At 65.0% G+C, this 25,320-nt stretch carries 26 protein-coding genes; 14 read left to right on the forward strand and 12 right to left on the reverse strand.

All coding sequences use genetic code 11. The annotated features are described in order from the left end of the window. Positions 1-12 precede the first annotated feature (12 nt). The 6 genes from A5892_RS12200 to A5892_RS12225 form a co-directional block, all read right to left on the reverse strand. Complete coding sequence (locus A5892_RS12200) at positions 13-558, reverse strand: acyl carrier protein phosphodiesterase (RefSeq protein WP_064123033.1); 546 nt, start codon at positions 556-558, stop codon at positions 13-15. Between the two features lie 2 nt (positions 559-560). Beyond that, positions 561-932 carry a TusE/DsrC/DsvC family sulfur relay protein gene (locus A5892_RS12205; RefSeq protein WP_064123034.1) on the reverse strand — a complete coding sequence of 124 codons (372 nt, stop codon included), beginning with the start codon at positions 930-932 and terminating at the stop codon, positions 561-563. A gap of 31 nt (positions 933-963) precedes the next feature. Next, on the reverse strand, positions 964-1,257 hold the full coding sequence (gene tusB, locus A5892_RS12210) for a sulfurtransferase complex subunit TusB (protein WP_064123035.1): 294 nt from the start codon (positions 1,255-1,257) through the stop codon (positions 964-966). An 11-nt stretch (positions 1,258-1,268) separates the two neighbouring features. Beyond that, positions 1,269-1,628 carry a sulfurtransferase complex subunit TusC gene (gene tusC, locus A5892_RS12215; RefSeq protein ID WP_064123036.1) on the reverse strand — a complete coding sequence of 120 codons (360 nt, stop codon included), beginning with the start codon at positions 1,626-1,628 and terminating at the stop codon, positions 1,269-1,271. Between the two features lie 35 nt (positions 1,629-1,663). Further along, a complete protein-coding gene (gene tusD / locus A5892_RS12220; protein ID WP_411431751.1) occupies positions 1,664-2,098 on the reverse strand; it encodes a sulfurtransferase complex subunit TusD in 435 nt (144 codons plus the stop codon). A 71-nt stretch (positions 2,099-2,169) separates the two neighbouring features. Next, positions 2,170-3,174, reverse strand: coding sequence for a LacI family DNA-binding transcriptional regulator (locus A5892_RS12225; RefSeq protein WP_064123037.1), 1,005 nt, complete (start codon positions 3,172-3,174; stop codon positions 2,170-2,172). Between the two features lie 251 nt (positions 3,175-3,425). Between A5892_RS12225 and A5892_RS12230 the strand changes: the two genes are divergently transcribed. Genes A5892_RS12230 through A5892_RS12240 form a run of 3 tightly spaced genes read left to right on the forward strand, consistent with a single transcriptional unit; the run spans position 3,426 to position 6,979 of the window. After that, a complete protein-coding gene (locus tag A5892_RS12230; protein ID WP_064123038.1) occupies positions 3,426-4,598 on the forward strand; it encodes a Gfo/Idh/MocA family protein in 1,173 nt (390 codons plus the stop codon). Between the two features lie 11 nt (positions 4,599-4,609). After that, positions 4,610-5,689, forward strand: a complete 1,080-nt coding sequence (locus A5892_RS12235) for a sugar phosphate isomerase/epimerase family protein (RefSeq protein WP_223302652.1) — start codon at positions 4,610-4,612, stop codon at positions 5,687-5,689. 42 nt (positions 5,690-5,731) lie between these two features. Beyond that, positions 5,732-6,979, forward strand: coding sequence for a nucleoside permease (locus A5892_RS12240; RefSeq protein WP_064123039.1), 1,248 nt, complete (start codon positions 5,732-5,734; stop codon positions 6,977-6,979). Between the two features lie 214 nt (positions 6,980-7,193). On the opposite strand, the gene A5892_RS12245 is transcribed toward A5892_RS12240, so the two are convergent. The 4 genes from A5892_RS12245 to A5892_RS12260 form a co-directional block, all read right to left on the reverse strand. Continuing rightward, on the reverse strand, positions 7,194-7,868 hold the full coding sequence (locus tag A5892_RS12245; RefSeq protein WP_064123040.1) for a Bax inhibitor-1/YccA family protein: 675 nt from the start codon (positions 7,866-7,868) through the stop codon (positions 7,194-7,196). 243 nt (positions 7,869-8,111) lie between these two features. After that, the gene (locus tag A5892_RS12250) at positions 8,112-8,474 is read right to left on the reverse strand and encodes a hypothetical protein (protein WP_064123041.1); all 363 of its coding nucleotides are present in this window, start codon (positions 8,472-8,474) and stop codon (positions 8,112-8,114) included. A 208-nt stretch (positions 8,475-8,682) separates the two neighbouring features. Further along, complete coding sequence (locus A5892_RS12255; RefSeq protein WP_064123042.1) at positions 8,683-9,564, reverse strand: AEC family transporter; 882 nt, start codon at positions 9,562-9,564, stop codon at positions 8,683-8,685. Positions 9,565-9,667: 103 nt separating this feature from the next. Continuing rightward, entirely contained in the window at positions 9,668-10,441 is a 774-nt protein-coding gene (locus A5892_RS12260; RefSeq protein WP_064123043.1) for an IclR family transcriptional regulator, read from the reverse strand. Between the two features lie 138 nt (positions 10,442-10,579). Between A5892_RS12260 and A5892_RS12265 the strand changes: the two genes are divergently transcribed. The 6 genes from A5892_RS12265 to A5892_RS12290 all read left to right on the forward strand — a co-directional run bounded on the left by A5892_RS12265 (position 10,580) and on the right by A5892_RS12290 (position 15,228). Then, complete coding sequence (locus A5892_RS12265) at positions 10,580-11,410, forward strand: transporter substrate-binding domain-containing protein (protein WP_064123044.1); 831 nt, start codon at positions 10,580-10,582, stop codon at positions 11,408-11,410. An 84-nt stretch (positions 11,411-11,494) separates the two neighbouring features. Beyond that, positions 11,495-12,151 carry an amino acid ABC transporter permease gene (locus A5892_RS12270; protein ID WP_064123045.1) on the forward strand — a complete coding sequence of 219 codons (657 nt, stop codon included), beginning with the start codon at positions 11,495-11,497 and terminating at the stop codon, positions 12,149-12,151. Positions 12,152-12,161: 10 nt separating this feature from the next. After that, entirely contained in the window at positions 12,162-12,848 is a 687-nt protein-coding gene (locus A5892_RS12275; protein WP_064123046.1) for an amino acid ABC transporter permease, read from the forward strand. Further along, on the forward strand, positions 12,845-13,609 hold the full coding sequence (locus A5892_RS12280; protein WP_064123047.1) for an amino acid ABC transporter ATP-binding protein: 765 nt from the start codon (positions 12,845-12,847) through the stop codon (positions 13,607-13,609). The genes A5892_RS12275 and A5892_RS12280 overlap by 4 nt, the downstream gene beginning before the upstream one ends. Positions 13,610-13,737: 128 nt before the next feature. Continuing rightward, positions 13,738-14,136, forward strand: coding sequence for a RidA family protein (locus A5892_RS12285; protein ID WP_027349802.1), 399 nt, complete (start codon positions 13,738-13,740; stop codon positions 14,134-14,136). A 30-nt stretch (positions 14,137-14,166) separates the two neighbouring features. After that, positions 14,167-15,228: a D-TA family PLP-dependent enzyme gene (locus A5892_RS12290; protein WP_064123048.1), complete on the forward strand. Its 1,062-nt coding sequence runs from the start codon at positions 14,167-14,169 to the stop codon at positions 15,226-15,228. A 65-nt stretch (positions 15,229-15,293) separates the two neighbouring features. Here the strand turns inward: A5892_RS12290 and A5892_RS12295 are convergent, their stop codons facing one another. Beyond that, positions 15,294-16,919 carry a gamma-glutamyltransferase family protein gene (locus A5892_RS12295; RefSeq protein ID WP_064123049.1) on the reverse strand — a complete coding sequence of 542 codons (1,626 nt, stop codon included), beginning with the start codon at positions 16,917-16,919 and terminating at the stop codon, positions 15,294-15,296. Positions 16,920-17,219: 300 nt separating this feature from the next. Between A5892_RS12295 and A5892_RS12300 the strand changes: the two genes are divergently transcribed. The 5 genes from A5892_RS12300 to A5892_RS12320 all read left to right on the forward strand — a co-directional run bounded on the left by A5892_RS12300 (position 17,220) and on the right by A5892_RS12320 (position 23,435). Beyond that, a complete protein-coding gene (locus A5892_RS12300) occupies positions 17,220-17,966 on the forward strand; it encodes a FadR/GntR family transcriptional regulator (protein ID WP_064123050.1) in 747 nt (248 codons plus the stop codon). A gap of 150 nt (positions 17,967-18,116) precedes the next feature. Beyond that, the gene (locus A5892_RS12305; protein WP_064123051.1) at positions 18,117-19,631 is read left to right on the forward strand and encodes an ABC transporter substrate-binding protein; all 1,515 of its coding nucleotides are present in this window, start codon (positions 18,117-18,119) and stop codon (positions 19,629-19,631) included. 75 nt (positions 19,632-19,706) lie between these two features. Then, entirely contained in the window at positions 19,707-20,654 is a 948-nt protein-coding gene (locus tag A5892_RS12310; protein WP_064123052.1) for an ABC transporter permease, read from the forward strand. Beyond that, positions 20,651-21,529, forward strand: a complete 879-nt coding sequence (locus A5892_RS12315) for an ABC transporter permease (RefSeq protein ID WP_064123053.1) — start codon at positions 20,651-20,653, stop codon at positions 21,527-21,529. Before A5892_RS12310 ends, A5892_RS12315 begins: the two co-directional genes overlap by 4 nt. Positions 21,530-21,599: 70 nt before the next feature. After that, positions 21,600-23,435, forward strand: a complete 1,836-nt coding sequence (locus tag A5892_RS12320) for an ABC transporter ATP-binding protein (protein ID WP_064124483.1) — start codon at positions 21,600-21,602, stop codon at positions 23,433-23,435. 66 nt (positions 23,436-23,501) lie between these two features. Here the strand turns inward: A5892_RS12320 and A5892_RS12325 are convergent, their stop codons facing one another. After that, on the reverse strand, positions 23,502-25,205 hold the full coding sequence (locus tag A5892_RS12325; protein WP_064123054.1) for an alpha/beta hydrolase: 1,704 nt from the start codon (positions 25,203-25,205) through the stop codon (positions 23,502-23,504). Positions 25,206-25,320: the final 115 nt, after the last annotated feature.

Consider the following 25,320-nt stretch of genomic DNA (forward strand, 5'->3'; position numbering starts at 1 on the left):
TTGGACCGGCGTTCAGGCGCTCGAAAGCCGGCGTTCGAGATCGGGCCATAGCCGCGCGAAGGTGCCCTGGAGCAGCGGGTAGTGCTCTGAAAGCCACGGGTTCAGCGCGGCAAGGCGATTGGGGCCGCTCAGCCGCCGGCCGACGCCTTCGATCGCACCGAGGGTGAAATCGAAATCCGCGTATCGCTCGAGCCAGCGACCGGCGACCAGCGCCTCGAGCAGCGCCGCCTGGCGCACGGGCAGTGCGCGGCTCGAGAGCAGCCGGTAGCAGCGCGCGGCGAGCCCCGGGTCGAGGCGGTCGCGGGCGAGGAAATGATCCCAGACGATATCCAGTGCGACGCCGGCGACCCGACGCTCGGGAATGATCTCGAGCAGCGCACGGACCTCGGGATGATGATCGATCGTGGCGTCGACCCGGCGGTGCATGCGCACTCCACGCTCCACCTCGGCGGGCAGATGCCCGAGGTCGGCCCCTTTGATACCGTCCGCGACCAGGTTGCCGAAGAGGAAATCATCGCTGCCGGAGGCGGCGAGCAAGGCGTGACCGATGAAATTCATCGTCAGTGACAGTTGGTGGGCTTGGGCAGCCCGGCAAGGCGGGCGGCGATGCGCGCGGGGCTCTCCTGCGCGCCACCTTCGGGAAACAGGGCGAGCAGATAGAGCGAACTGCCTTTCTCGTCACCAAGCGATGCGCGTACCGCCTTGATCAGCGGGCGCATCGCCGGTGAGAGTTCGAAGCGCGCATAGAACTCGCGCAGAAGCTCGAGGATCTCCCAGTGCCGGGCATCGAGCTCGCGCCCTTCGCGCGCAGCGAGCGCCACCGCCACCTCAGGCGTCCACTGCGCCAGTTCGACCAGGTAGCCCTCGGGATCGAGCGCGACCGATCGCCCGTCGATCTCAAGCCGTGCGCCCTCTGATCGGATATCGCTCATCTACGCTCCTTTTACTGGTTCGCTGTCGGGACTAATACCAACTGATCGTCTTCGCGTACTTCGCGCTCAACTCGACGAATCCGCCAACGTCGATGACTTCGATACCCGCCGCCACCCGCGATGAGAGCCCTCGCGCGTCGAGATCCTCGCGCAGCGCATAGAGCTTCGCGGGCGTGCCTGACAATCGCGCGGCGCCAGGCGCGAGGGCGCCGTTGACGCCATCCTCGATCAGCAGCAGCGCGTCACCTTCGCCAAGCGTCGCCGCAAGCCTTGCGATGAGTGACTCGGCCTCGAACGGTGAGCGGTTGAGCAGGTGGAGAATCATCCTGGCTCCAATCAGAAAGTGAAGACTCGGTCGTACTCGCGAACCAGCTCGGCCAGCTCGGCGAATTCGACCTCATGGGCCAGCGCCTCGGTATCGAGCCCTCGCTCGCTCAGCGAGGCCTCATCGACGTAGAGCCGCTCGATATCGTAGAGCGCGAGCACGTCGAGCGTCGGCGCGGTGCCCTTCTGGCCCAGGGCGCCCGCCCCCTGCCCCTCGACCAGCGCCATGACACCCTCGTCGCAGAAATGAAGCGCCACCTCGCAGCCGAACGTCGCCCCGACCAGGGCGAGATCGAGCGCTTCGCGCAGCCAGCTGGTGCCGTGAGGCGCATGGCGAACGACGATCAACAAGGAGACGGGCGTATCGGGCATTTAACGATCCAATGAGTCGGCGAAGAAGGTACGGGTCAGGCGAAGGTCAAGGTACGATCGGTGATCGCGGTGGCATGAACCAATTGCCCGAGCCCGGCCAGCTCGAAACCCGGCGCGAGGCTATCCCCCTGCACCCCGTGACGCTCGGCCTCGCGGGCGTCGAGCAGACCGCGCTTCAGCGCCGAGGCGACGCAGACCATCAGCCGCGCGCCGCTCGCATCGGCAAGCGCCTGCCAGCGCGATGCGAGCCTGGGCTCATCCTGTGGCGGCGTCATCATCCGCGCCGCGTTGTAGACCCCGTCATGGTAGAAGAACACCCCTTCGAGCCGATGGTTCGAGGCAAGCAGTGCCTCGCCGAAGCGCAGCGCCGAGTGCGAGGCCTGGCGGCTGTAGGGGGTGCCCATGACCAGCAGGGTGTAGCGCAAGCCGTCGTTCATCGATGAGCCCAGACTGATCAGACAAGGCGCCATTCTAGCATTCATGCCCCGCACGGTGCCGAAACCGGCACGCCGGGCGAACGCCGCTTCGCCAAGAGGGTGCGCTAACGGGGCGGTGAGGTGCTGCCCCGAACCACCAGTTCATAGGGCAGCACCACGCGCGGCGCGGGAGTCGTTCCCCTGCCCTCTAGCAGATCGATCAGCATGGTCACGGCTTGCGTGCCGAAGGCCTCGGCGGGTTGGGCAATGGTAGTCAACGGCGGGTCGCTGTAGGAGGAGAACGCGATGTCGTCGAACCCTGCCACCGAGACGTCTCCCGGCACGCTGAGCCCGAGACGCTTGATCCGCTGCATGGCGCCGATCGCCATCTCGTCGCTTTCGCAGAAGATCGCCGTCGGAGGACGGCCTCGCGCCATCAGGCTGCCCGCCGCCTCGAAACCGGCATCCAGGGTGAAATCCCCAGGGTGGACGAGTCGATCATCGAAGGCGATCCCGGCCGCCTCCAGCGCATCGCGATATCCCGCCACCCGATCACGGGTCAACGGACTTCGGCGCGGCCCCTGGATCATCGCGATACGCCGATGGCCGAGTCCGATCAAATGCTCGGTGAGCGTGCGTGCCGCCGCACGGTTGTCCAGCTTGACGCTCGGGCATGGCGCATCGTCGAGCACCTCGCAGGCGTTGACCATCGGCAGCACTGTGCCTGCGGGAAATACATGGGCCCCGAACGGATTGGAGGCGCGCAGTTGGATCAGCCCATCGGCCTTGCGGGTGGTCACCATGCCGGCATAGCGCTCCTCCGTCTCCTCGTCACCGAGGGTGTTGCACAGCAGCACGCCATAGCCTTGCTGCTGCGCGGCCGCCTGGATGCCACTGATGACCCGGGCGAAGAACACATTGGCGATCGCCGGCACCAGCACGACGAGATTGTGGGTGCGCTGGGAACGAAACTGCACCGCCATGAGATTGGGCCTGTAGCCCGCGGCCGATACTGCCTCCAGCACCTTGGCGCGAGTCGAGGGCGCAACGATCTCTGGAGACTTCAAGGTCCGCGAGACGGTCGCGACAGAAACGCCCGCCAATTCAGCGACCTTGCGTATGTTGGTCATCCCAATCCATCCTTCTGCGTCGATCTGGCCGATTCACCGCGCGGTAGCCGCGACGGGGCAACGGCCAGCCAGCCTAACCGAATCTTCCCACCGCGTCCGCTCAGCATATGCCTGGCCCCGCAGGCCGCGGCACGAGGCCTTGGTGCAATGGACCCTCACTCATTGGGAGGTTAATCTGGATGAAAATGTAACCGGCTTCATTTTCATCATGTGTCCGGCATCCATCTCTTTCACCATGATCGGAGTACACAATGGCAGCTTCCCCAGCGCATCGGGTTCGCATCGGCATGATCGGCGGCGGCGAGGGCGCGTTCATCGGCGAAGTGCATCGCCTGGCCGCCGCTCTGGACGGCGCAGTCGAACTCGTCTGCGGCAGCTTCAGCCGTACCGCCGACAACAACCAGCGTACCGGAGCCCGGCTCGGCCTGGCGGCCGAGCGCATCCACGTCGATTGGCAGACCCTGCTCGAGGACGAGCGCCAGCGCCCGAGCGAGGAGCGTATGGAAGCAGTGGTGATCGTCACGCCCAACCACCTCCACGTTCCCATCGCCATCGCGGCTCTGCGGGCGGGCTTCCACGTGCTGTCGGAAAAGCCGGCGGCGCTTTCGCTGGCGCAGGCCCGGGAACTGGAGCAGGCCATCGAATCCAGCCAGCGGCTCTATGGCCTGGCCCATATCTATCTGTGCTATCCCATGGTCTGGCAGGCGCGCGAAATGGTCCGCGAAGGCCGGCTCGGCGCACTGCGCAAGATCCACGTCACCTACTCCCAGGGCTGGCTGGGTGATGGCGCCGCCACAGAAGGCAACAAGCAGGCGGCCTGGCGCACCGACCCGGCCCTTGCAGGCGTCAGCGGCTGCATGGCCGATATCGGTACCCATGCCTTCGGCCTTGCCGAATTCGTCTCGGGGCACACCGTCAACGCCCTTTGCGCGGCGCTGGGCACCCATGTGGAGGGCCGACGCCTCGACGATGACGGCGATGTCCTGCTGCGCACGGCCGAGGGTGCCACCGGCGTGCTCACCGCCAGCCAGATAAGCACCGGCGAGGAGAATTCGCTCGAGATCCGGATCCACGGCGAGCTGGGCGCTCTGGAGTGGCGCCAGATGGAACCCAACAGCCTGATCCATCGCGAGCTCAACGCGCCGCTGCGGGTACTGCGCGCCGGCATCGACCAACCCGGCCTGTGCGCCGAGGCCAAACGGCGATCGCGCCTGCCAGGCGGACATCCGGAGGGGTACCTGGAGGCGTTGGCCAATCTCTATCGCGACTTCGCCGCAGCCGTCCGTCGAGGCGACAGCGGAGCCGCGGAAGGCGTGCCGGGCATCCTCCAGGGGCTGCGCGGCATGGCCTTCATCGAGGCGGTCATCGCCAGCCAGAAAAGCGAACTCAAGTGGACGCCGCTGGCGGCCGATAGTCAGGCATAAGGAGCGCTTCGATGACTACGAAAAACACCGGCACGATGCGGGGCCCGGCCATCTTCCTTTCCCAGTTCATCGGCGACGAGCCGCCGTTCGACAACCTGGACAACATCGCACGCTGGGCTGCCTCCCTGGGCTACCAAGGCATCCAGCTGCCCACCACCGATCCACGCTTCATCGATCTCGCCACCGCGGCGCAAAGCCAGACCTACTGCGATGAGCTCAAGGGCCGCTGCGCGGCCGCGGGCGTCGAGATCAGCGAGCTTTCCACCCACCTGCAAGGACAGCTGGTGGCGGTGCACCCGGCCTTCGACTCGCTGTTCGACGATTTCGCCCCCACCGAGCGGCGAGGCAATCCCGCCGCCCGCACCGAGTGGGCGGTCGAGCAGCTGAAGCTCGCGGCCAAGGCGAGCCGCCGACTGGGGCTGAGCGCCCACGCGACCTTCTCCGGTGCGCTGATGTGGCCGTTTTTCTATCCGTGGCCGCAGCGCCCGCCCGGCTTGATCGAGGAAGGGTTCGCCGAACTCGCCCGGCGCTGGCGTCCGATACTCGACGCCTTCGACGAAGCCGACGTAGATCTCTGCTTCGAGATCCATCCCGGGGAGGATCTCCACGACGGGGCCTCGTTCGAGCGCTTCCTCGACGCGGTGGACCACCACCCCCGCGCCCACATCCTCTATGACCCCAGCCACCTGCTGCTCCAGCAGCTCGACTACCTAGCGTTCATCGACTGCTATCACGAACGTATCCGCATGTTCCACGCCAAGGACGCCGAGTTCCAGCCCAACGGGCGCAGCGGCGTGTATGGCGGCTACCAGGCATGGATCGACCGCCCGGGCCGGTTCCGCTCACTGGGAGACGGGCAGATCGATTTCCACGCCATCTTCAGCAGGCTGACCCAGTACGGCTACGGCGGTTGGGCGGTGCTCGAATGGGAGTGCTGCCTGAAGGATGCAGGCCAAGGGGCGGCGGAAGGCGCCGGCTTCATCAAGGAGCGGATCATCCAGCGTGCGCAGCATGCTTTCGATGACTTCGCGAGCGTCGCCCCCATCCCCGGGCGCAACCGAGCGATCCTCGGTCTGGACAGCAAACACTAACGCCTTGTGTAAAGGCCTCCCCAGCGAACCAAGAGGTGTTGCATGGTTACGATACGCATGCGCCTGAGCATCATGATGTTCCTGCAGTTCTTCATCTGGGGAGGCTGGTTCGTCACCCTCGGCACCTTCCTGGCACGCGATCTCGAGGCTACCGGCAGCCAGATAGGCATGGCATTCTCCACCCAGTCCTGGGGCGCGATCATCGCACCGTTCATCATCGGGCTGATCGCCGATCGCTACTTCAACGCCGAGCGCATCCTCGGCGTGCTGCACCTGGGCGGCGCCGCGCTGATGTATGCGCTGTACCTGGCGGACGACTTCTCGACCTTCTATCCGCTGGTGCTGGCCTACATGATTCTCTACATGCCGACGCTGGCGCTGGTCAATTCAGTCTCGTTTCGCCAGCTCGACGATCCCTCGAGCGAGTTCGCCAGGATCCGGGTATGGGGCACGATCGGCTGGATCATAGCGGGGCTTACGATCAGCTACGTGTTTTCCTGGGACTCGTCCCAGGCGATCGGTGCGGGCCTTCTGCGCAATACCTTCCTGATGTGCGCGATCGCAGCGCTCATCCTGGGGCTCTACAGCTTCACCCTGCCGCGGACACCGCCGAAGGCGACGAGCGGCGGTAGCAAGAAAGAGGGTGTGAAGGAGGTCTTGGGGATCGACGCACTCAGGCTGCTCAAGGACAGAAACTACGCGATCTTCTTCATCGCCTCCGTACTGATCTGCATTCCGCTCGCCTTCTACTATCAGAATGCGAACCCCTTCCTGGCCGAGATCGGCGTCGCCAATCCTACTGGTACGATGACGCTGGGGCAGATTTCCGAGGTGGTCTTCATGCTGATGCTGCCGGTGTTCATCCACCGCTTCGGCATCAAGGCGACATTGCTTATCGGTATGCTGGCCTGGGCGCTGCGCTATGCGCTGTTCGCCTTCGGCGACAGTGAAGGCTTGATGTTCATGCTGATCATCGGTATCGCGCTGCACGGCGTCTGCTATGACTTCTTCTTCGTTTCCGGTCAGATCTATACCGATGCCAAAGCAGGCGAACGCTTCAAGAATTCCGCCCAGGGGATGATCACTCTGGCGACCTATGGCGTGGGAATGCTGATCGGCTTCTGGGTCGCAGGCCATATCACCGAGTACTTCGCGACCAATGGAACCCATGCCTGGCAGGGCATATGGCTCTTCCCTGCGATGTTCGCGCTGATCGTCCTGGTGCTCTTCTTCCTCGCCTTCCGCGACAAGCACCACATCGAAGCACCGGCTCGAAAGCCACGGGATTGAGCGTGGCCCCGTGGCCCGGACCGACGAAGCCAGCCCAAGTGCCCCACCACCTGTACCTATCCACGTCCAAGATTACGAACGCATCGAGATGAAACTGAAAGGCCTGGGCCCCGTGAACAACGGAGCCCAGGCCTCACAGACCAGCTGAACCAACCGCCCGACCCCACCGATGCCATTCAGGATGGCGGAGTCGAGGTTTCAAGCAGGTCGAGCGTCAATCGTCGCCGCCGCCCCCCATACCCAGCAGGCTGAGCAGACTGAGGAACAGGTTGTAGATCGCGACGTACAGGGAAATGGTCGCGAGGATGTAGTTGTCCTGCCCACCGTGAATGATCTGGCTGGTTTCATACAGGATCATCGCCGAGGAGAGCAGCACGAAGCCCGCGGAGATCGCAAGCATCATGCCCGGCAGCTGGAACAGCCACGCCCCGAGCATCGACAGCAGCAGCACGATCACGCCGACGAAGATGAAATTGGCGAGAAAGCCGAAGTCCTTGCGGGTCACCAGCACCACCGCGGAAAGAGCGACGAAGGTCGCGCCAGTCATGCCCAGCGCGGTCATCACCAGCTGAGGACCACCGCTCATCGACAGATAGGCGCTGAGAATCGGTCCGAGCGAGAAACCCATGAAGCCGGTGAAGGCGAAGGTGGAAAGCAGCCCCGCAGCGGAGTTGGCGGTGCGGTGCACGAGGAACATCAGTCCGTAGGCACCGACCAGGAACAGCAGGATGTTCATCCGCTGCACCCCGAGGCCCACTGCCGCCGCCGCGGTGACCGCCGAGAACAGCAGCGTCATCGCGAGCAGCATATAGGTATTGCGAAGAACTTTATGGGCGATTATCGAGCGCTCGCCGGTGCGCTGACCGATGCCGTAGCTACGGTTTTCCATCTGGCGTCTCCTGGAAGATGGGCGTTGCCACCAATCTAACCAAAAGCAGCCGCGCTGTATCGTCCCGCGACCCGCTTCTCAGTCTGAGTTAAGCGCTTTTTCGCTTGATCAAGAAGCACTTGCGCGGCGCGATCGCCAGGACACCAGCTCAGGCGTACCTCATCTCTCGGGCGGACCACTTAGCAGGCATCGAGGCCGCTCACGCTCGAAGTCCTTGAGCGGTCCGCTCCGGGCACGGCCAGGTCAGACTGGATCCTGGCACTCGTACCATTCGTTCTGCATCGCCCAGACATTCTCGGGGAAGCCATTTTGAGTCATGCTCGGCTGGCCCTTGAGCTGGACCCGATCGAGATCGACCTTCATCAGGTAGTCCTCGCCGATGGCATCGACCTTACCGACCATGATGAACTCACCCCACAGCTTGCTGGGCAGCGACTTGCACACCTGCTGGCCGATCTGTTTGGGGTCGCTCTGCGCCGCCTGCTCGGGAGACGGCCGGGAGGGAATCACCTGCAAGGCCTGCTGCGGGGTTTCAGCCGGCTCATCCGCGCGATTGAATGGCCAGATAGAAGAGCAGCCGGCGAGCATCACAGTGGCAAGGGTCACACCGACGAGCCTGGAAGCGCCGGACCAGCGCTTTCCAACGGAAGGAATAGATAGGACACGCAAGGACATAGTACCTCCATCTGACGGAGCCGCCAGTTTAAGCAGTTTTTCCACCGGCTGCCTATGTCCCAAGTGCTGGAAATCGCCGTCGATCACAACTATTTCGTCAAACGGCGCGGCGGCGCCATCAGCGCCCTCTGCGCACCGTTCATTCGAGGCTGAATATCACCGCCAGGATCACCGGCAGATAGAACAGCGACAGCAGGGTGGAGCTGAACACCAGCCCCGCCACCAGTTCGGGCGAACGCCCCGCGCGCTGGGCGAACATGTAGTTGTAGACCGCCACCGGCATGCACAGCTGGAGTAACAGTTGGGCCGTGTTGGCGGCGCTGAGCCCGAATATCCAGCCGGCGGCGAGGCATACCGGGATCACCAGCAGCGTACGCACCGCCCCGAACACCAGCCCACCGGCCAGGTTGCCTACCCGGATACTGGCCAGCGAGACACCGAGGGTGATCAGCATCAGCGGGATGGTGAACCCGGCCAGCAGGTGGGTGACGTTGAAGAGCCAGGAGGGAAGCCTGAGATCGAACACCATCAGCAACAATGAAATCGCGATCGCGTAGATCGTCGGCGTTCGTGACAGTGCGCGCAGCGGACGGTCGGAGCCGATCGAGACGCTGAACACGAACTGGATCAGCGAGACCACCACCAGGATCGAAACCGCGTAGCCGAAACCGACCTGGCCGAAGGCGTAGAGCGAGATCGGCAGCCCCATGTTGCCGGTATTGGGAAAGATCATCGCCGGCACGAAGACCTTCCAATCGAGCTCTCTCACCCGGCACATCACCAAGCCGAGCATCGCCAAGGTGAAAAGCGCGAGCAGCGTGGCCCCGGCGATGACACTGAAGGTGGCGAAATCCACCCGGGTCTCGGCCAGGGAGGAGACGATCAGGCACGGCGTACCGATGTTGAGCGTGAGTTTGGAGACGAAATCGGTGGGATAGGCCTGCTTGGCGCGTACCCACAGATAGCCCACCCCGGCACCCGCCAGCACCGGTGCCATGACGGCGAACAGCTGCGCGAACATAGGACTCCACGTCGGCTTGTAAAATGATAGGGGGCGGCGACGAGCGTAAGCCGCCACCGCAAAGGATAGGCTAGGCGCAAGCCCGGTCGATGCCAGTTGGCATTCATCTCGCCCCGGAAACGCTCACCTCGGAGAGCCGCCTGCCCGCCTCGCTGAGCACCTCGACCAGCATCGCCAGTCGTTGGTCGTCGATATCGTTGCCTACGGTGAAGCAGATCGTCGCCTTGACCTTGCCCTGCAGATCGCGAATCGGCACCGCGATGCAGCAGGCGAAGCCATCGACCAACCCGCGGGTGACCGCATACCCCTGGGACGCGGCGCGGGAAATGTCGGCGGCAAAATCCGCAAGCCGGATTCGCTCACCGTTCGGCAGGATGAAATCCTGTTCGGGGACGAAAGCATGCAGCTGCGCCGCATCATACCCCTCGAGCAGCACGCGTCCAGAGGCGGTCCAGGGAATAGGCGTCGCCATGCCGACCTCGGAGCTGATCGCAAAGGGCCGGGTCGGCATCTCGGAGAGCGCCACCACGTACTTGTCGCCCTCCAGCATGCACAGCTGACTGGTCTCGGCGTGCTCGGCGGTGAGCTCTACCAGCACCCGGCGGGCGCGGGCGATGAAATCGTCATGGCGCAGGTAGTCGGCGCCGAAGTAATGCATCTTGCGCCCGAAGAACAAAAGGCCATCGGTGCGCTCCTCCAGCCACCCCGCCTCGAGCAGCGTCGCGACCTGCTCATAGACGCTCGAGCGCGGCGCCTGGGTCAGCTCGACCAGTTCGCGCACGCTGACCGGCCGGCCCACCCGGTGCAGGCAGTCGCATAGCCCGATGATCCGATCGATACCCCGAGCCCGCCCCTTCCCTGTGACTGCTTCGCTCATCGCTCCCTCTCCTCACGTCTCGTTTCCCCGGCACCACGCTTGCGCGGTCCGCTGAAGCCAATTATTCTTTTTCTCGTCCGATAAACAAGACTTGTGTCCGAAATACCAGACAATCACAACAAAGACTCGAGGATCATCATGAACACTTCCCACCGCGTACTCGCGCTGGCGAGTACCTGCCTGGCGCTCTCTTCGCTCTCCTCCCAGGCCTACGCCGACAAGCTCGGCGAGGTGCTGGAGCGCGGCGAAATCGTGATCGGAACGGGCACCGCCAACCCGCCCTGGCATTTCACCCAGAACGGCGAGACCGTCGGCTTCGACGCCGACATCGGCCACCTGCTGGCCAAGGGGTTGTTCAACGACCCCTCCAAGGTTCGCTTCGTCAATCAGTCATCCGATGCGCGCATCCCCAACCTGCTGACCGGCAACGTCGACCTCTCCTGCCAAGCGATGACGGTGACCGCGGCGCGTGCCCAGCAGGTCGAGTTCACCATCCCCTACTACCGTGAAGGCGTCGGCCTGCTGCTGCGCGCCGGCGGCGACTACGGCGACTTCGATGCGCTGACGCAGGCGGGGACCGAGGTGACCGTGGCGGTGCTGCAAAACGTCTACGCCGAAGAGATGGTGCACAAGGCACTGCCCGAGGCGAAGGTCGACCAGTACCAGAGCCAGGACATGATCTACCAGGCGCTCAACTCGCGCCGGGCCGACGCAGTGGCGACCGACCTGTCGACGCTACGCTGGTACCTGCAGCAGAACCCCGATCGCTACGTCGACGCAGGCTACGCCTGGATGCCGCAGTCCTATAGCTGCGCGGTGGCCCCGGGAGACCAGCGCTGGCTGAACTTCCTCAACACCACCCTGTTCGAGGCCATGCATGGGGTCGAATTCGACGCCTATGCACAGGCGTACGAGAAGTGGTTCGGCGAAACGCCGCCCGCCCCTCGGCCTGGCTTCCCTTCGCCCTGAAGAATCGCGCCTGTGCGGTCCGTCCCTGACGGGCGGCACAGGCGAGCCGACGCGATAATCACCGTCTCCAGGTCATCTTTGCGCATGAACTACACCTTCAACTTCACCCCCGTATGGCAGAACTGGCCGCTGCTGCTCGAAGGGCTGGCCCTGGGCCTGGGTCTCGCCACGCTTTCGATCGCGATCGGCAGCGTCGCCGGGCTGGTACTCGCCTTCTGTGCCACGGGCAAGCACCCGGCGCTGCGGGCGCTGGCCTTCGGCTACGTCTCGATCGTGCGCAACCTGCCGATCCTGGTGATCGTGCTGTTCATCTTCTTCGGCCTGCCGCAGCTCGGCCTCGCCTTCGACAAGAGCACGAGCTTCATTCTCGCGCTGTCGCTCTACGCCGCGGCCTACATGACCGAGGTATTCCGCGCGGGGCTGCTCGGCGTGCCGCCGGGTATCAGCGAGGCGGGCCAAGCGATCGGCCTGACTCCGCTTTCGATCAAGTACTACGTGGTGCTGCCGGTGATGCTGCGCAACGCCATGCCTGCCTTCGCCAACAATTTCGTCTCGCTGTTCAAGGACACCTCGCTGGCGGCAGCGATCGCAGTGCCCGAATTGACCTTCTATGCCCAGAAGGTCAACTCGGAAAGCTTTCGCGTGCTCGAAGTCTGGAGCGTCACCGCAGCGCTCTACATCGCCACCTGCTACCTGATCAGCCTGCTGCTCAGGGGGCTCGAATCCCGCTTGCGGCTGTGAGGCCAACGCCATGGACCTGGAACTCAGCTACTTCTTGAGCGAGATCGTCGCCAATCGCAGCATGTTGCTCCAAGGCGCCTGGACCACCGTCAGCGTCTCTGCACTGGCGATCGCCTCCGGCACCCTGCTCGGCATCCTGATCGGTCTGGCGCTGGCCTACGGCACCGCGCCGCTGCGCTGGCCCGCCCGGCTCTACGTCGATCTGATCCGTGGCACTCCTGTGCTGGTGCTGGTGCTCGCCACCTACTACATGTCGACTCCGCTCGGCCTGCCCCTCACGCCCTTCCAGGCCGGTGCGGTGGCGCTTTGCCTGTTCTGCGCCTCCCACGTCGCCGAAATCTGGCGCGGCGCGCTGCAGGCGCTGCCGATCGGCCAGCTCGAGGCCGGCCGGGCGATCGGCCTGACCTTTCCGAGGATCTGCCTGTATGTGCTGTTCCCGCAGGCGATGCGCCTGGCAATGCCGACCTGGGTCACCGCGGCGGCGGAGATGGTCAAGGCGTCGACGCTCTTGTCGGTGATCGGTGTGGCCGAGCTGCTGCTCACCAGCCAGCAGATCATCAGCAACAATTTCCTCAACCTGCAGTTCTACTTCCTCGCCGGCGCGATCTACTTCGCGATCAACTTCTGCATCGATATGCTCGGCAAGTACCTCTCCCGGCACCTCGAAGGGGCCGGCAAGCCCAGGAGGCCAGTATGACCGTGCTGATCGACATCCAGGACCTGCACAAAAGCTACGATACCCTCGAGGTGCTCAAGGGAGTGAACTTGAGCGTCAAGGTTGGCGAAGTGGTCTCGATCATAGGCTCGAGCGGCTCGGGCAAGACCACCCTGCTGCGCTGCATCAACCTGCTCGAGGCCTTCCAGGGCGGCCGTATCCTGGTCGATGGCCAGCCGATCGGCTATCGCGAGCGCGACGGCAAACGTGTCCGCGACAGCGAGCGCAGGATCGCCCAGCAGCGCGCGATGACCGGGATGGTGTTCCAGCAATTCAATCTGTTTCCCCATCTCAGCGCGCTCGACAATATCACCCTTGGGCTGACCAAGGTGCGCGGGCTGTCCCGCGCCGAGGCCGTCGAGCAGGCCGAAGGCTGGCTCGAGCGAGTGGGCATGCTGGCCCACCTGCACCATCGCCCCTCGCAGCTCTCCGGCGGCCAGCAGCAGCGCGTGGCGATCGCCCGCGCGGTGGCGATGAAGCCCAAGGTGATGCTGTTCGACGAAGCGACCTCGGCGCTCGATCCCGAGCGCGTCGCCGAGGTACTCGACACCATCCGAGGCCTTGCCCAAGACGGCATGACCATGGTGCTGGTCACCCACGAAATGCGCTTCGCCCGCGAGGTCTCCGATCAGGTGGTGTTCATGAACGCCGGGCGGATCGAGGAACAGGGACCGCCGCAGCGGCTGTTCGGCTTCCCGCAGAGCACCCGGCTTCGCGACTTCCTTGCCCGCTCGGGGATCTGAGACGCGCTCGACGCATGACGTCCGGGCGACAGCCACCCAGTCGATGGCCAACCATGCACTACATCCACGCGCTGGATCCACGCGCTAAATTCACGCAATACATCCACGTACCAGAAGGACGATAGACAATGAGCGACATCCAACGCTACGGCGCCGAAGGCGGTCACGGCACCGGCGGCCAGCGGCTGCCCTTCTCCCGCGCGGTCGAGGCGGACGGCTGGCTCTACGTCTCCGGCCAGACCCCGATGACCGATGGAGAAGTGGTCGAGGGTGGAATCGTCGAGCAGTCACGGCTCGCGATCGATAACTGCCTGGCGATCATGAAGGAAGCCGATTATGGTCTCCAGCATGTGGTCCATGTGACCGTAGTGCTCACCGACGCGCGCTATTTCAGCTCGTTCAACAAGGTGTTCGAGCAGACGTTCGGCGATCATCCACCAGCGCGCATCTGCAGCGTCCAGGACCTGGTCGTCGACTGCAAGGTCGAGGTCGGGCTGGTCTGCTTCGACGCTTCGCGCAAGCGCTGAACCCGGCGCATTCCAAGACGAGGAGATCCGATGCGACTCACCGAACTCGACACGCCCTGCGTGGTCATCGACGAAGACAAGGTCGAGGCCAATCTGGCGGGATTCCAGCGCCACTGCGACACCCTCGGCGTCGCGCTGCGTCCGCACATCAAGACCCACAAGCTGCCCGAGCTGGCGCGCCGCCAGCTCGAGCTCGGCGCCAAGGGGATCACCTGCCAGAAGATCGGCGAAGCGGAAGTGTTCGCCGCCGCGGGCTTCGACGACATCCTGATCACCTTCAACATCGTCGGTCCAGCCAAGCTCGAGCGGCTCGCCGCCCTCGCCGCCCGGGTCGAACGACTTTGCGTGGTCGCCGACTCCGCTACCGTGGTCGAAGGGCTCGCTGGATGCTTCGACCGCCCCGAGCGTCCGCTCGGCGTGATGGTCGAATGCGACACCGGCGCCGGGCGCTGCGGCGTGCAGTCCGCCGAAGCCGCGCTGGAGCTGGCCCGCCGGATCGAAGCCGCGCCAGGCCTTCGCTTCGCCGGCCTCATGACCTATCCGAAAGCGTTCAACGAGGCCCAGGTGCAGGCGTGGTTCAGCCGCGCCCAGGCGCTGTTCGACCAGGCCGGCATCGCGATCCCGACGTTCAGCAGCGGCGGCACGCCGAGCATGTGGAAGCTCGCCGAGGCACCGATCGTCACCGAGTACCGCATCGGCACCTATGCCTACCAGGACCGCTCCCAGGTCGCCGCTGGCGCCTGCCGGCTCGACGACTGCGCGCTGGCGGTGATGACCACGGTGGTCAGCTGCCCGACACCCGACCGGGTAGTGGTCGACGCCGGCTCCAAGGCGCTGACCTCGGACCTGCTCGGCCTCGAGGGCTACGGCTGCGTGCTCGGCCATCCCGAGGCGCGAGTGGTGGGGCTGAGCGAAGAGCATGGCACCCTCGACTTCAGCGCCTGCGCCGAGCGCCCCGCCGTCGGCGACCTGCTCTCGATCGTGCCCAACCACGCCTGCCCGGTGTCGAACCTGTTCGATCAGGTCCATTTCCATCGCGCAGGCCTTCTCACCCGCAGCCTGCCGGTCGCGGCGCGCGGCAAGGTGGGCTGAGCGGGCACCATCAATGATGCGCCGTGCGCTGATGCATAGCGGACGGCGCCGGTTTCATCCCGCCTTCATACCACCGCGATGCTCGCATCGGTACGCGGTTCGGTACCGCCGCAGAGCACTCCGGTAACTGGATCACGCAGGATCACCTGGCCGCGGCCAAAGCTGGTCGAGTCGAAGGCCGACTCGATCTGGTGCCCGCAGGCCTGCAGCTCGCGCAGCAGGTGCCGAGGGTAGCCATGCTCGATCGCCACCCGCTTGCCGCCGAGCCATTGCCAGCGCGGAGCATCGAGCGCGGCCTGGGGGTTGAGCCGGAAGTCGATCAGATTCATCGCCACCTGCATATGGCCCTGGGGCTGCATGAAGCCGCCCATCACGCCGAACGGGCCGAACGCCTGGTCACCGCGGGTGATGAATCCAGGAATGATGGTGTGGAACGGCTTCTTGCCCGGCGCCAGGGCGTTGGGATGGTTGGGGTCGAGCACGAAACCGTGGCCGCGGTTGTGCAGCGCAATTCCGGTACCCGGCACCACCACCCCTGAGCCGAAGCCGTGGTAGTTGCTCTGGATGAACGAGACCATCATGCCCTCGCGATCGGCGGTGGCGAGATAGACGGTGCCTCCTGCGCGCGGCTCCCCCGGCGTCGGGTCGATCGCCTGGTCCTGGATCAGCGCACGCCGTTCCAAGGCGTACTCCTCGGACAGCAGCGCCTCGACCGCGACCCTCATATCGCGCGGATCGGCGATATGGGCGAAGCCGTCGGCATAGGCGAGTTTGAGCGCCTCGATCTGGCGGTGCAGCAGGGTCAGGTCCTCTCGGGCCGGACGCTCGGCAAAGCCGTCGATGATCCGCAGCGCCATCAGCGCGATCATGCCCTGGCCATTGGGCGGGATCTCCCAGATCTTGTGGCCGCGATAGTCGACCCCGACCGGCTCGACCCACTCAGGCGCGAAAGCGGCGAGATCCGAACCGCGCAGATAGCCGTCGGTGGCGCGCGCAAAAGCATCGATCCGTTCGGCCAGCTCGCCACGATAGAAGCTTTCCGCCCCGCTCGCCGCGATCGACTCAAGCGTCTTCGCCTGGGCCTCGTTGCGGTAGATCTCTCCGGCCTTCGGCGCTCGCCCGCCCGGGGTGAAGCAGTCGAACCAGCCGCGGGTGGCCTGGTCATCGAGCAGCGGACGAAACTTGCGCTCGGCGCGAGCCCACATCTCGGCGACCATCGGCGAGAGCGGAAAACCCTCGCGAGCGAGCCTGATCGCCGGCGCCAACGAAGCGCTGAGAGGCAGCCGCCCGAAGCGCCGGGCCAGCTCCGCCCAGGCGCCCGGCGCGCCTGGAACGGTCACCGGTGTCCAGCCATACAGCGGCATCGATTCGTGCCCCGCCGCGCGCACCGCTTCAAGCGAAAGCGCAGCGGGTGCCGCACCGCTGGCGTTGAGCCCGTGCAGGCGCCCGGTACTGCCTTCGGGAACCCAGACCAGCGCGAAGGCGTCACCGCCGATGCCATTGGCGGTCGGCTCGGTGACGGTCAGCGCCGCGGCGGTGGCGATCGCGGCATCGACCGCATTGCCGCCGCGCGCAAGCATTTCGCGCCCGGCCTGGGCCGCCTGCGGCTGGGAGGCGGCGACCATGCCCGTGGTCGAGAAGGTCGCCGAGCGCTGGGAGGGATAAGGCGCATGATGGGAAAAGTCGAACATCTGGTCTCTCTCGCATGGGAACCGGACCCCGCCCGGGGCGCGGTGGTTTCAGATATCGCACGGACCGGGGGCATCGCGCGGCCCACCGCCTTCGCTTGGTCATTACCCTTCGGGCAACCGAGCCTACCGGATCGAATCGGCGCCTGGAGCTTGCCCCACCGGCGCCTCGCCATTTCCATTCACCCTGATGCGAACTTGAGAAGCTGCGGGTTTAGGACTTGACACTCGCTTTCCGGTGACGGCTTACTGAACCAATATCACATTGGTTCGAGATGAATCCACCTAAACAAGCGTCTACCCATGCAAGAGAACTCCAATTTCGCGCTCGAAAGGATTCACGGCCTGCTGAAAGCGGGCCAGGTGGATGCCGACGGCAAACTACCCACCGAGCGCGCCCTGTCGGAAATGTTCGGCGTCAGCCGTCGAGCCGTGCGCCGTGCACTCGAAGTGCTCGAGGCGGAGGGTGAGATCTGGCGCCGGCAGGGGTCGGGCACCTATGTCGGACGCAAGCCCGATGGTTGGACCGAGCAGGTCGAGAACCTCGTCGCCGATACCAATTTCATGGAAGTCATGGAGGTCCGGCTCAGGATCGAGCCGCAGCTGGCACAGCTGGCCGCCCTGCGGGCGAAGAGCGAGGACGTCGCCTCGATGCGCCGGTTTGCCGAGAAGACCTTCGAGGCCGAGGACTCCGATGCCCGCGAACTGTGGGACGGCGCGCTGCACCGGCAGCTCGCACAGAGCGCCGGCAACAGCCTGTTCCTGTCGCTGTTCGAGGTGATCAATCGCGTCCGCCAGGACGAAGCCTGGCGGGCCATCCGCAGGCGCGCCAGGCTCCCCGGGGACACCCGGCCGCGCTCCTACTCCGAGCACCTCGCGATCATCACCGCCATCGAAGCGCGGGACCCCGCCCGCGCGGGCGAGGCGATGCGCCGGCATCTTCTCAGGCTGCAGGAAGACGTCATCCGCCAGACATCGATGGTCCAAGTCGACATGGATGAGATCGAAAGCTCAGCGGCGTCGATCGAGGCGCCTGAACAGAGGCTCTGAGGGAAAGAGAAACGCTCGGGGAATGCTTTGAGGGAATGCTTTTGGCGAATAGAGCCACGCTGAACGAAGAAAACTCAGAAAATCCAGCAGCACGTCATGCAGCCGAACGGCAGGCGCCCAACAACAAATCCGTCATGACAGGTGAACAACATGAGAATCATAAACCGCGCCAGCGGCGCAGTGCTCCTGGCGAGCGCCCTCTTCGCCCTTCCCGTTTCGGCGGCCGAGCTGCGAATCGGGCTGCAGGATGATCCGGACGTCCTCGACCCCCATCAGTCGCGTACCATCGCCGGGCGCATCGTCTATGCCGGCCTCTGCGACAAGCTCGTCGACATTACCCCGGAGCTCGAGATCGTGCCCCAGCTCGCCACCGACTGGACATGGTCGGAAGACGCTTCGCAGCTGGTGATGAACCTGCGCCAGGACGTGGTGTTCCACGACGGCACGCCGTTCAACGCCCAGGCAGTGGTCGCCAATATCGAGCGCGCGATGACCATGCCGGAGTCGCGTCGCAGAAGCGAGCTCGCCTCGGTCGACACCATCGAGGCGACAGGCGACTACCAAGTCACCTTCACCATGACCGGTCCCGACGCTTCTCTGCTGGCCCAGCTCACCGACCGGGCCGGGATGATGCTCTCACCCACGGCCTTCGCCGATACGGGGGCGAACTTCGGCTCCAACCCGGTCTGCTCTGGCCCGTTCCGCTTCGTCGAACGCGTGCAGCAGGACCGGATCGTGCTGGAGAAGTTCGACGACTATTGGAACGCCGAGAACATCTTCATCGACCGCGTGACCTATCTGCCGATTCCCGATGCCACGGTGCGCCTGGCCAACCTGCGCTCCGGCGACATCAACATGTTGGAGCGTCTGGCCGCCTCCGACGCCCAGACGGTCAAGAACGATGCCAATCTCACCTATGCCGAGACCGTCGGCCTCGGCTACCAGGCGCTCTACGTCAACGTCGACAACGGCCCGCGCGCCGACAGTCCGATGGGCAACGACAAGCGTGTGCGCCAGGCCTTCTCACTGGCCATCGACCGCGAGGCGATCAGCCAGATCGTCTTCGAGGGCACCCAGCCGGCCGGCAACCAGCCATTCCCGCCGAGCAGCCCCTGGTACAACGCCGAACTCCCGGTGCCCGAACGCGATGTAGCGGCGGCTCGAGCGCTGCTCGACGAAGCCGGCCTCGACCGGGTCGCGGTCGAGCTGCAGGTCGGCAACATCCCCGTGCAGATGCAGATGGCCCAGGTCATCCAGGCGATGGTCACGGAGGCCGGTTTCGACCTGCGCCTGCGGGCGACCGAATACGCCACGCTCTTGTCAGAGCAGACCGCCGGCAACTTCCAGCTCAGCCGCTCCGACTGGTCCGGGCGCATCGACCCCGACGGCAACCTCCACCAGTTCGTCACCTGCGAGGGCGGCATCAACGACGTCCACTACTGCAACCCCGAGGTCGATGCGCTGCTCAACGAGGCGCGCACCTTCACCGATACCCCAGCGCGCAAGGAGCGCTACGACGCGGCGACGAGGATCCTCCAGGACGACATGCCGATCATCTATCTCGGCCACCAGTCCTACATATGGGCGATGGACGACGACGTGACCGGCTTCTTGCCTTCACCGGACGGGCTGATCCGGCTCACCGGAGTGCGGGTCGCAGACTAACCGCCTCCTCGCCGTGGGACGCGGGACCGTTGGTACCGCGCCCCTTTTCAGCCTCCCGTACCCGGTCGATGCCCTATGTACACTTATGTCGCCAAGCGTCTGCTCATCGCGATCCCGACGCTTTTGATCATCTCGCTGTTCGTTTTCATGCTCCAGAAGCTGCTGCCGGGCGATCCGATCCTGGCGATGGCGGGCGAGGAGCGCGACCCGGTGCTGATCGCCCAGCTCAGGGAGCAGTACCGGCTCAATGACCCGGTGGTCTATCAGTACCTCTATTGGCTCGGCGACGTGCTGCGTGGCGATCTCGGCACTTCGCTGCGGACCAACCAGCCGGTGACGGAGCTGATTCTGCAAAAGCTGCCGGTCACCATCCAGCTCGCGGTGATGGCGATGATCTTCGCGGTGCTGATCGGCATTCCGGCCGGCATCATCGCCGCGGTGCGCAAGAACACCCTGCTCGACTATCTCGCCAACCTGGTCGCGCTCTCGGGCCTGTCGATCCCCAACTTCTGGCTCGGCATCATGCTGATCCTGCTGGTCTCGGTCTATCTGGGCTGGCTTCCCGCCTCGGGCTACTACCCGTTCTTCGCCGACCCGTTGAGGTCGCTCGAGACCATGATCATGCCGGCCTTCGTGCTCTCGACGCCGCTCGCCGCGATGCTGATGCGCCATACGCGCTCCTCGATGCTCGGCGTGCTGCGCGCCGACTACATCCGTACCGCGCGGGCGAAGGGGCTCTCCGAGCGCACGGTGGTGATGGAGCATGGCCTGCGCAATGGGCTGCTGCCGGTGATCACGCTGTCGGCGCTGCTGTTCGGCGACCTGCTCGCCGGCGCGGTCCTGACCGAGCAGGTGTTCACCATTCCGGGCTTCGGCAAGCTGATCGTCGACGCCGTGTTCAACCGCGACTATGCGGTGGTGCAAGGCGTAGTCCTGTGCACCGCGGTCGCCTTCATCCTGATGAACCTGATCGCCGACATCCTCTATGTCCTGCTCAATCCGCGCATGAGGGCCACACTATGACGACACTCGCAAACGCGGCGATCGCACCGGCACGCGAGGAGACTCCTGGCCGGCGTGCCTGGCGCAAGTTCAAGGCCAACAAGGCCGCACTGGCCGGGCTCTGCATCATCGTGTTCTTCGCCCTGCTCGCCCTCGCCGCACCGATCCTGCCGATCGCTGATCCGACCGCGACCAGCTGGTCGGCGATCCGCCAGCCTCCCTCCGCCGCCCACTGGCTGGGTACCGATGAGATCGGCCGCGATCTGCTCTCGCGCCTGATCTGGGGGTCCCAGGCCTCGCTCGCAGCGGGGATCGTATCCGTCGCGATCGCGGTCGTGATCGGCGTACCGATAGGTCTGGTCTCCGGCTACTTCGGCGGCTGGATCGATATGCTGATCTCCCGAGTGACGGAAGCCTTCCTCGCGATGCCGTTTCTGATCACCGCCATCGCGCTGGCGGCGTTCCTCGGGCCGAGCCTCTCCAACGCGATGATCGCCATCGGGCTCTCGGCGATGCCGATCTTCGTGCGGCTGACGCGCGGCCAGGTACTGGCGGTCAAGACCGAGGACTACGTGGAGGGTGCGCGCTCGATCGGACTCGGCAACCTGATGATCCTCAAGCGTTACATCGCGCCGAACGTCTTTCCGCCGATCCTGGTCCAGGCGACGCTGACCGTGGCCACGGCGATCATCGCCGAGGCAAGCCTCTCCTTCCTCGGGCTCGGCCAGCAGCCGCCCGACCCGAGCTGGGGCTCGATGCTCAACGTGGCCAAGAACTTCATGTCGCAGGCACCTTGGATGGCGATATGGCCGGGTGCGGCGATCTTCCTCGTGGTGATTGGATTCAATCTGGTCGGCGACGGGCTGGGCGATGCGCTCGATCCACGCGAGCCCTGAGCAGTCCCTCATGGCGCCATTCGTCCCGACCATTCGACATCCCAAGGCAAACAACATGATCGACCCAGCGATGCCCGAGCAACCCCGACCACACCCCGCCGCGGAGCCGGTGCTGTCGGTGCGCGACCTCGCGGTCTCCTTCCGCACCGCAGATGCATGGCGACCAGTGGTCAACAACGTCTCCTTCGACATCGGCCCGCGTGAGACGGTCGCGATCGTCGGTGAATCGGGCTCGGGCAAGAGCGTGACTTCGCTTGCGATCATGCGCCTGCTGGCGAAGGGATCGGCCCGTATCGAGGGCGAAGTGCTGCTCAATGGACGCAACCTGCTCGCCCTGTCGGAGGAGCGCATGCGCGACGTGCGCGGCAACGACATCGCGATGATCTTCCAGGAGCCGATGACCAGCCTCAACCCGACCTTCACCATCGGCCGGCAGATTGCCGAGACGCTGCTGCGCCATCGGCGGATGTCGGCGACGCAGGCGAAGGCCGAATCGATCGAACTGCTAGAGAAGGTGCGCATCCCCAACGCCCGCGGACGGATAAAGGACTACCCCCACCAGTTCTCCGGCGGTATGCGCCAGCGGGTGATGATCGCCATGGCGCTGGCATCGAAGCCGCAGCTATTGATCGCCGACGAGCCGACCACCGCGCTCGACGTGACGATCCAGGGGCAGATCCTCGACCTGATCAAGACCCTGCAGGAAGAGGAAGACATGTCGGTGCTCTTCATCACCCATGACATGGGCGTGGTAGCGGAGATCGCCGAACGTACCCTGGTGATGTATCGAGGCGATGTGGTGGAAAGCGGGCCAACCGAGGATATCTTCCATCGCGGCAGGCAGCCCTATACCCGGGCGCTGATCGAGGCGGTACCGCGGCTCGGTTCGATGAGCGGCCACGATTGGCCGCTGCGTTTTCCGATCGTCGACATCGAGACGGGACAAGTCAGCGCGCCAACCGAGGTAGCCGGCACCCTCGATGCCGCCGGGACCCCGATTCTCTCGGTGCGCAACCTCGTCACCCGCTTCGACATCCGCTCCGGCTTCTTCCAGCGCAAGACCGAGGCGGTCCATGCGGTCGAGAACGTCTCCTTCGATCTTGCCCAGGGCGAAACCCTGGCGCTGGTCGGCGAATCGGGCTGTGGCAAATCGACCACCGGGCGCTCAATCATGCGGCTGGTGGAACCATGCGGCGGTGAGGTGCAACTCGACGGCTACGACGTGCTGAAGCTCGGCCCGGGGGACCTGCGCCGTATGCGACGCAGCGTGCAGATGATCTTCCAGGATCCGTTCGCCAGCCTCAATCCGCGAATGAGCGTGGGCCAGGCCATCTCCGAGCCCTTTCTCGCCCACCGCCTCGGCACTCGGTCACAGGCACGTGAGCGTACCGCCGACCTGCTCGAGCGTGTCGGCCTGAGTGCCGAGATGATGCGCCGCTACCCGCACGAGTTCTCCGGCGGGCAGCGCCAGCGGATCAGCATCGCGCGTGCGCTCGCCCTCGAGCCCAAGGTGATCGTCGCCGATGAGTCCGTCTCGGCACTCGATGTCTCGATCAAGGCACAGGTCTGCAACCTGCTCCTCGATCTCCAGGAAAGCCTCGGCATCTCCTTTCTGTTCATCTCCCACGACATGGCGGTGGTGGAGCGTGTCAGCCATCGGGTCGCGGTGATGTATCTTGGCGAGATCGTCGAAATCGGCCCTCGCGCGGCGGTGTTCGGTAATCCGCAGCACGCCTATACCAAGAAACTGATTGCCGCGGTACCGGTGCCCGATCCAGCCCGCCGGGGGATCAAGCGCAACCTCGCCGTCGACGAGCTGAAAAACCCGATCCGCCCGCGCGGCTACCAGCCGCCCAAACGCCGCTATCGCGAGGTCGCCCCGGGGCATTTCGTCCAGGAGGGATGAACCCGGAGCGCCCATCCAGCGCCACTCCACGCCACCACCGATTGGCGGCGTGGGGTGCCCGCAAGCTCAGCCACCGCGGTTGTCGAAAGCCTCTTCCTTGCTACCATCATCAGCGCCCGCCTGCATCGTTGCGTCCTCGAGGCGGCGCTTGAGACCTGCGATCGCCTCGGGCGACCAATCGTCGACGCCGGTAACGGCCATCCACGCATCGACATAGTGCTGCGGTGCGTAGACGTGGCCGTAACCCATCGGCGTGGAGCTCGCCATCGCCATGTCGAGCGCCAGCTGGAGCATGCTCACCACCGGATACCAACGCAGCGCCGTCGACACGTCGGGCCCGAGCGGCGACTCCATCCACGCCGGGCGGCGGTAGAAATCGCGGTAGTCGAAGAAGGTCACCGGGTCGCTGGCATATTGCAGGTAGACGATCCGCATCGGTCCCCATGGCGCCTCCATCGGCACGGTCGAACCATCCTGGTTGATGAAGCGGACGAAACTGCCGTCCCTGAACCGAGGCAGCCATGCGGGCGAGTCCTCGTTGCGTCCATCGGTGAGCGAACGCCAAATACGGCTCTTGAACGGAGGGCCGCTCCACAGCGCGCCCTGGATCGGATCGTGGATCATCTCGAACAGCTCGGCCGAGCGCTCGGAATTCATCGCGCCGAGGCTCAGGCCATGCAGATAGAGCCTCGGCCGCCGGTCCGGCGGCAAGGTCGTCCAATAGGCGTAGACCTCGGAGAACAGGGCGCGCGCGGTCTCTGCTCCATATTCAGGCTGGACCAGCAGCGACAGCGGACTCGACAGATAGGAGTACTGCAGCGCGACGCTTGCGATGTCGCCGTGCTGCAGGTACTCGACCGAGTCCATCGCCGAAGGATCGATCCATCCGGTGCCCGTGGCGGTGACGATCACCAGCACCGAGCGGTCGAACGCCCCCACCCGCTGCAACTCCTCCAGCGCCAGCCGCGCGCGGTCAGCGGGGGTATCGGCCCCGCGCAGCCCGGCATAGACCCTGATCGGCTCGAGCGCCGGCCGCCCGGTGAGCGTTTCGATCTGCAAAGCCGAAGGCCCCGATGCGACGAACTCCCGACCCGCGCGCCCGAGCTCGTTCCAGGCGATCAGCGAGGCGGCACTGCCGGTCTTGATCGGGTCTAAAGGTTGCGGGCGCTCAGGCTCGAGCAGGGAGTCGTACTCCCGGTACGAAGAATCGAGCAGGTTGATCACCGCGCGGAAGAACACGTCGTTGGCCAGCGACCAGAACAGCAGGACACCGACGCTGGCGCCGACCACGTTGGCGACCTTTCTCGGCAACAGCCGGCCCGAGCGGCGCGCAACCACACGAACGACGAGGCCGAACAGCCTACCGAGCGCCAGCAGCACAGCGAAGGCGGCCAACGCCGTGGCGCTGACCTTGAACGGATGCGCGCTCTCGACCGGAGCCATCTCCATCAGCAGACGGATCGAGTTCTGCCACTCGGCCGCGTACCAAAGGCAGATCAGCGCGATCGAAAGGCATATGAGCGCGATCAGCGCATTGGTGGCACGGCGCATACGCTCCGGGGGTTCCGGCAGCTCCATGTAGGCCCAGAGCCAGCGCCAAAACAGCCCGAGCCCGTAGCCGGCGGCGAAGCATGCCCCCGCCAGGATCCCCTGGGTGAGATAAGTGCGGGGGACGAGCGTCGGCGTCAATGCGGCGGCGAAGAAGAGCGTACCGAGTGCGAGTCCGATACCTGAAAGCGACTGCGCCTGCCGATGAAAGAGGCCCGCCAAGCCTCGGAGCACCCCGGCCGCGAAGGACCCTTGCCGACTGTTCACAACGTTCTGGTATCTCGCCATGGCAAAGCCGCCCAATGCCCGTCGATCAGGTCGAAAAGCGTATGAAAGA

It is taken from the genome of Halotalea alkalilenta (assembly GCF_001648175.1).
Lineage (GTDB): Bacteria > Pseudomonadota > Gammaproteobacteria > Pseudomonadales > Halomonadaceae > Halotalea > Halotalea alkalilenta_A.

Excerpts from the sequence above, each read along its gene's own strand:
- A5892_RS12200 (WP_064123033.1), bottom strand. The coding sequence starts at position 558 with ATGAATTTCATCGGTCACGCCTTGCTCGCCGCCTCCGGCAGCGATGAT.
- A5892_RS12205 (WP_064123034.1), bottom strand. The coding sequence starts at position 932 with ATGAGCGATATCCGATCAGAGGGCGCACGGCTTGAGATCGACGGGCGA.
- tusB (WP_064123035.1), bottom strand. The coding sequence starts at position 1,257 with ATGATTCTCCACCTGCTCAACCGCTCACCGTTCGAGGCCGAGTCACTC.
- tusC (WP_064123036.1), bottom strand. The coding sequence starts at position 1,628 with ATGCCCGATACGCCCGTCTCCTTGTTGATCGTCGTTCGCCATGCGCCT.
- tusD (WP_411431751.1), bottom strand. The coding sequence starts at position 2,098 with ATGGCGCCTTGTCTGATCAGTCTGGGCTCATCGATGAACGACGGCTTG.
- A5892_RS12225 (WP_064123037.1), bottom strand. The coding sequence starts at position 3,174 with ATGACCAACATACGCAAGGTCGCTGAATTGGCGGGCGTTTCTGTCGCG.
- A5892_RS12230 (WP_064123038.1), top strand. The coding sequence starts at position 3,426 with ATGGCAGCTTCCCCAGCGCATCGGGTTCGCATCGGCATGATCGGCGGC.
- A5892_RS12235 (WP_223302652.1), top strand. The coding sequence starts at position 4,610 with ATGACTACGAAAAACACCGGCACGATGCGGGGCCCGGCCATCTTCCTT.
- A5892_RS12240 (WP_064123039.1), top strand. The coding sequence starts at position 5,732 with ATGGTTACGATACGCATGCGCCTGAGCATCATGATGTTCCTGCAGTTC.
- A5892_RS12245 (WP_064123040.1), bottom strand. The coding sequence starts at position 7,868 with ATGGAAAACCGTAGCTACGGCATCGGTCAGCGCACCGGCGAGCGCTCG.
- A5892_RS12255 (WP_064123042.1), bottom strand. The coding sequence starts at position 9,564 with ATGTTCGCGCAGCTGTTCGCCGTCATGGCACCGGTGCTGGCGGGTGCC.
- A5892_RS12260 (WP_064123043.1), bottom strand. The coding sequence starts at position 10,441 with ATGAGCGAAGCAGTCACAGGGAAGGGGCGGGCTCGGGGTATCGATCGG.
- A5892_RS12265 (WP_064123044.1), top strand. The coding sequence starts at position 10,580 with ATGAACACTTCCCACCGCGTACTCGCGCTGGCGAGTACCTGCCTGGCG.
- A5892_RS12270 (WP_064123045.1), top strand. The coding sequence starts at position 11,495 with ATGAACTACACCTTCAACTTCACCCCCGTATGGCAGAACTGGCCGCTG.
- A5892_RS12275 (WP_064123046.1), top strand. The coding sequence starts at position 12,162 with ATGGACCTGGAACTCAGCTACTTCTTGAGCGAGATCGTCGCCAATCGC.
- A5892_RS12280 (WP_064123047.1), top strand. The coding sequence starts at position 12,845 with ATGACCGTGCTGATCGACATCCAGGACCTGCACAAAAGCTACGATACC.
- A5892_RS12285 (WP_027349802.1), top strand. The coding sequence starts at position 13,738 with ATGAGCGACATCCAACGCTACGGCGCCGAAGGCGGTCACGGCACCGGC.
- A5892_RS12290 (WP_064123048.1), top strand. The coding sequence starts at position 14,167 with ATGCGACTCACCGAACTCGACACGCCCTGCGTGGTCATCGACGAAGAC.
- A5892_RS12295 (WP_064123049.1), bottom strand. The coding sequence starts at position 16,919 with ATGTTCGACTTTTCCCATCATGCGCCTTATCCCTCCCAGCGCTCGGCG.
- A5892_RS12300 (WP_064123050.1), top strand. The coding sequence starts at position 17,220 with ATGCAAGAGAACTCCAATTTCGCGCTCGAAAGGATTCACGGCCTGCTG.
- A5892_RS12305 (WP_064123051.1), top strand. The coding sequence starts at position 18,117 with ATGAGAATCATAAACCGCGCCAGCGGCGCAGTGCTCCTGGCGAGCGCC.
- A5892_RS12310 (WP_064123052.1), top strand. The coding sequence starts at position 19,707 with ATGTACACTTATGTCGCCAAGCGTCTGCTCATCGCGATCCCGACGCTT.
- A5892_RS12315 (WP_064123053.1), top strand. The coding sequence starts at position 20,651 with ATGACGACACTCGCAAACGCGGCGATCGCACCGGCACGCGAGGAGACT.
- A5892_RS12320 (WP_064124483.1), top strand. The coding sequence starts at position 21,600 with ATGCCCGAGCAACCCCGACCACACCCCGCCGCGGAGCCGGTGCTGTCG.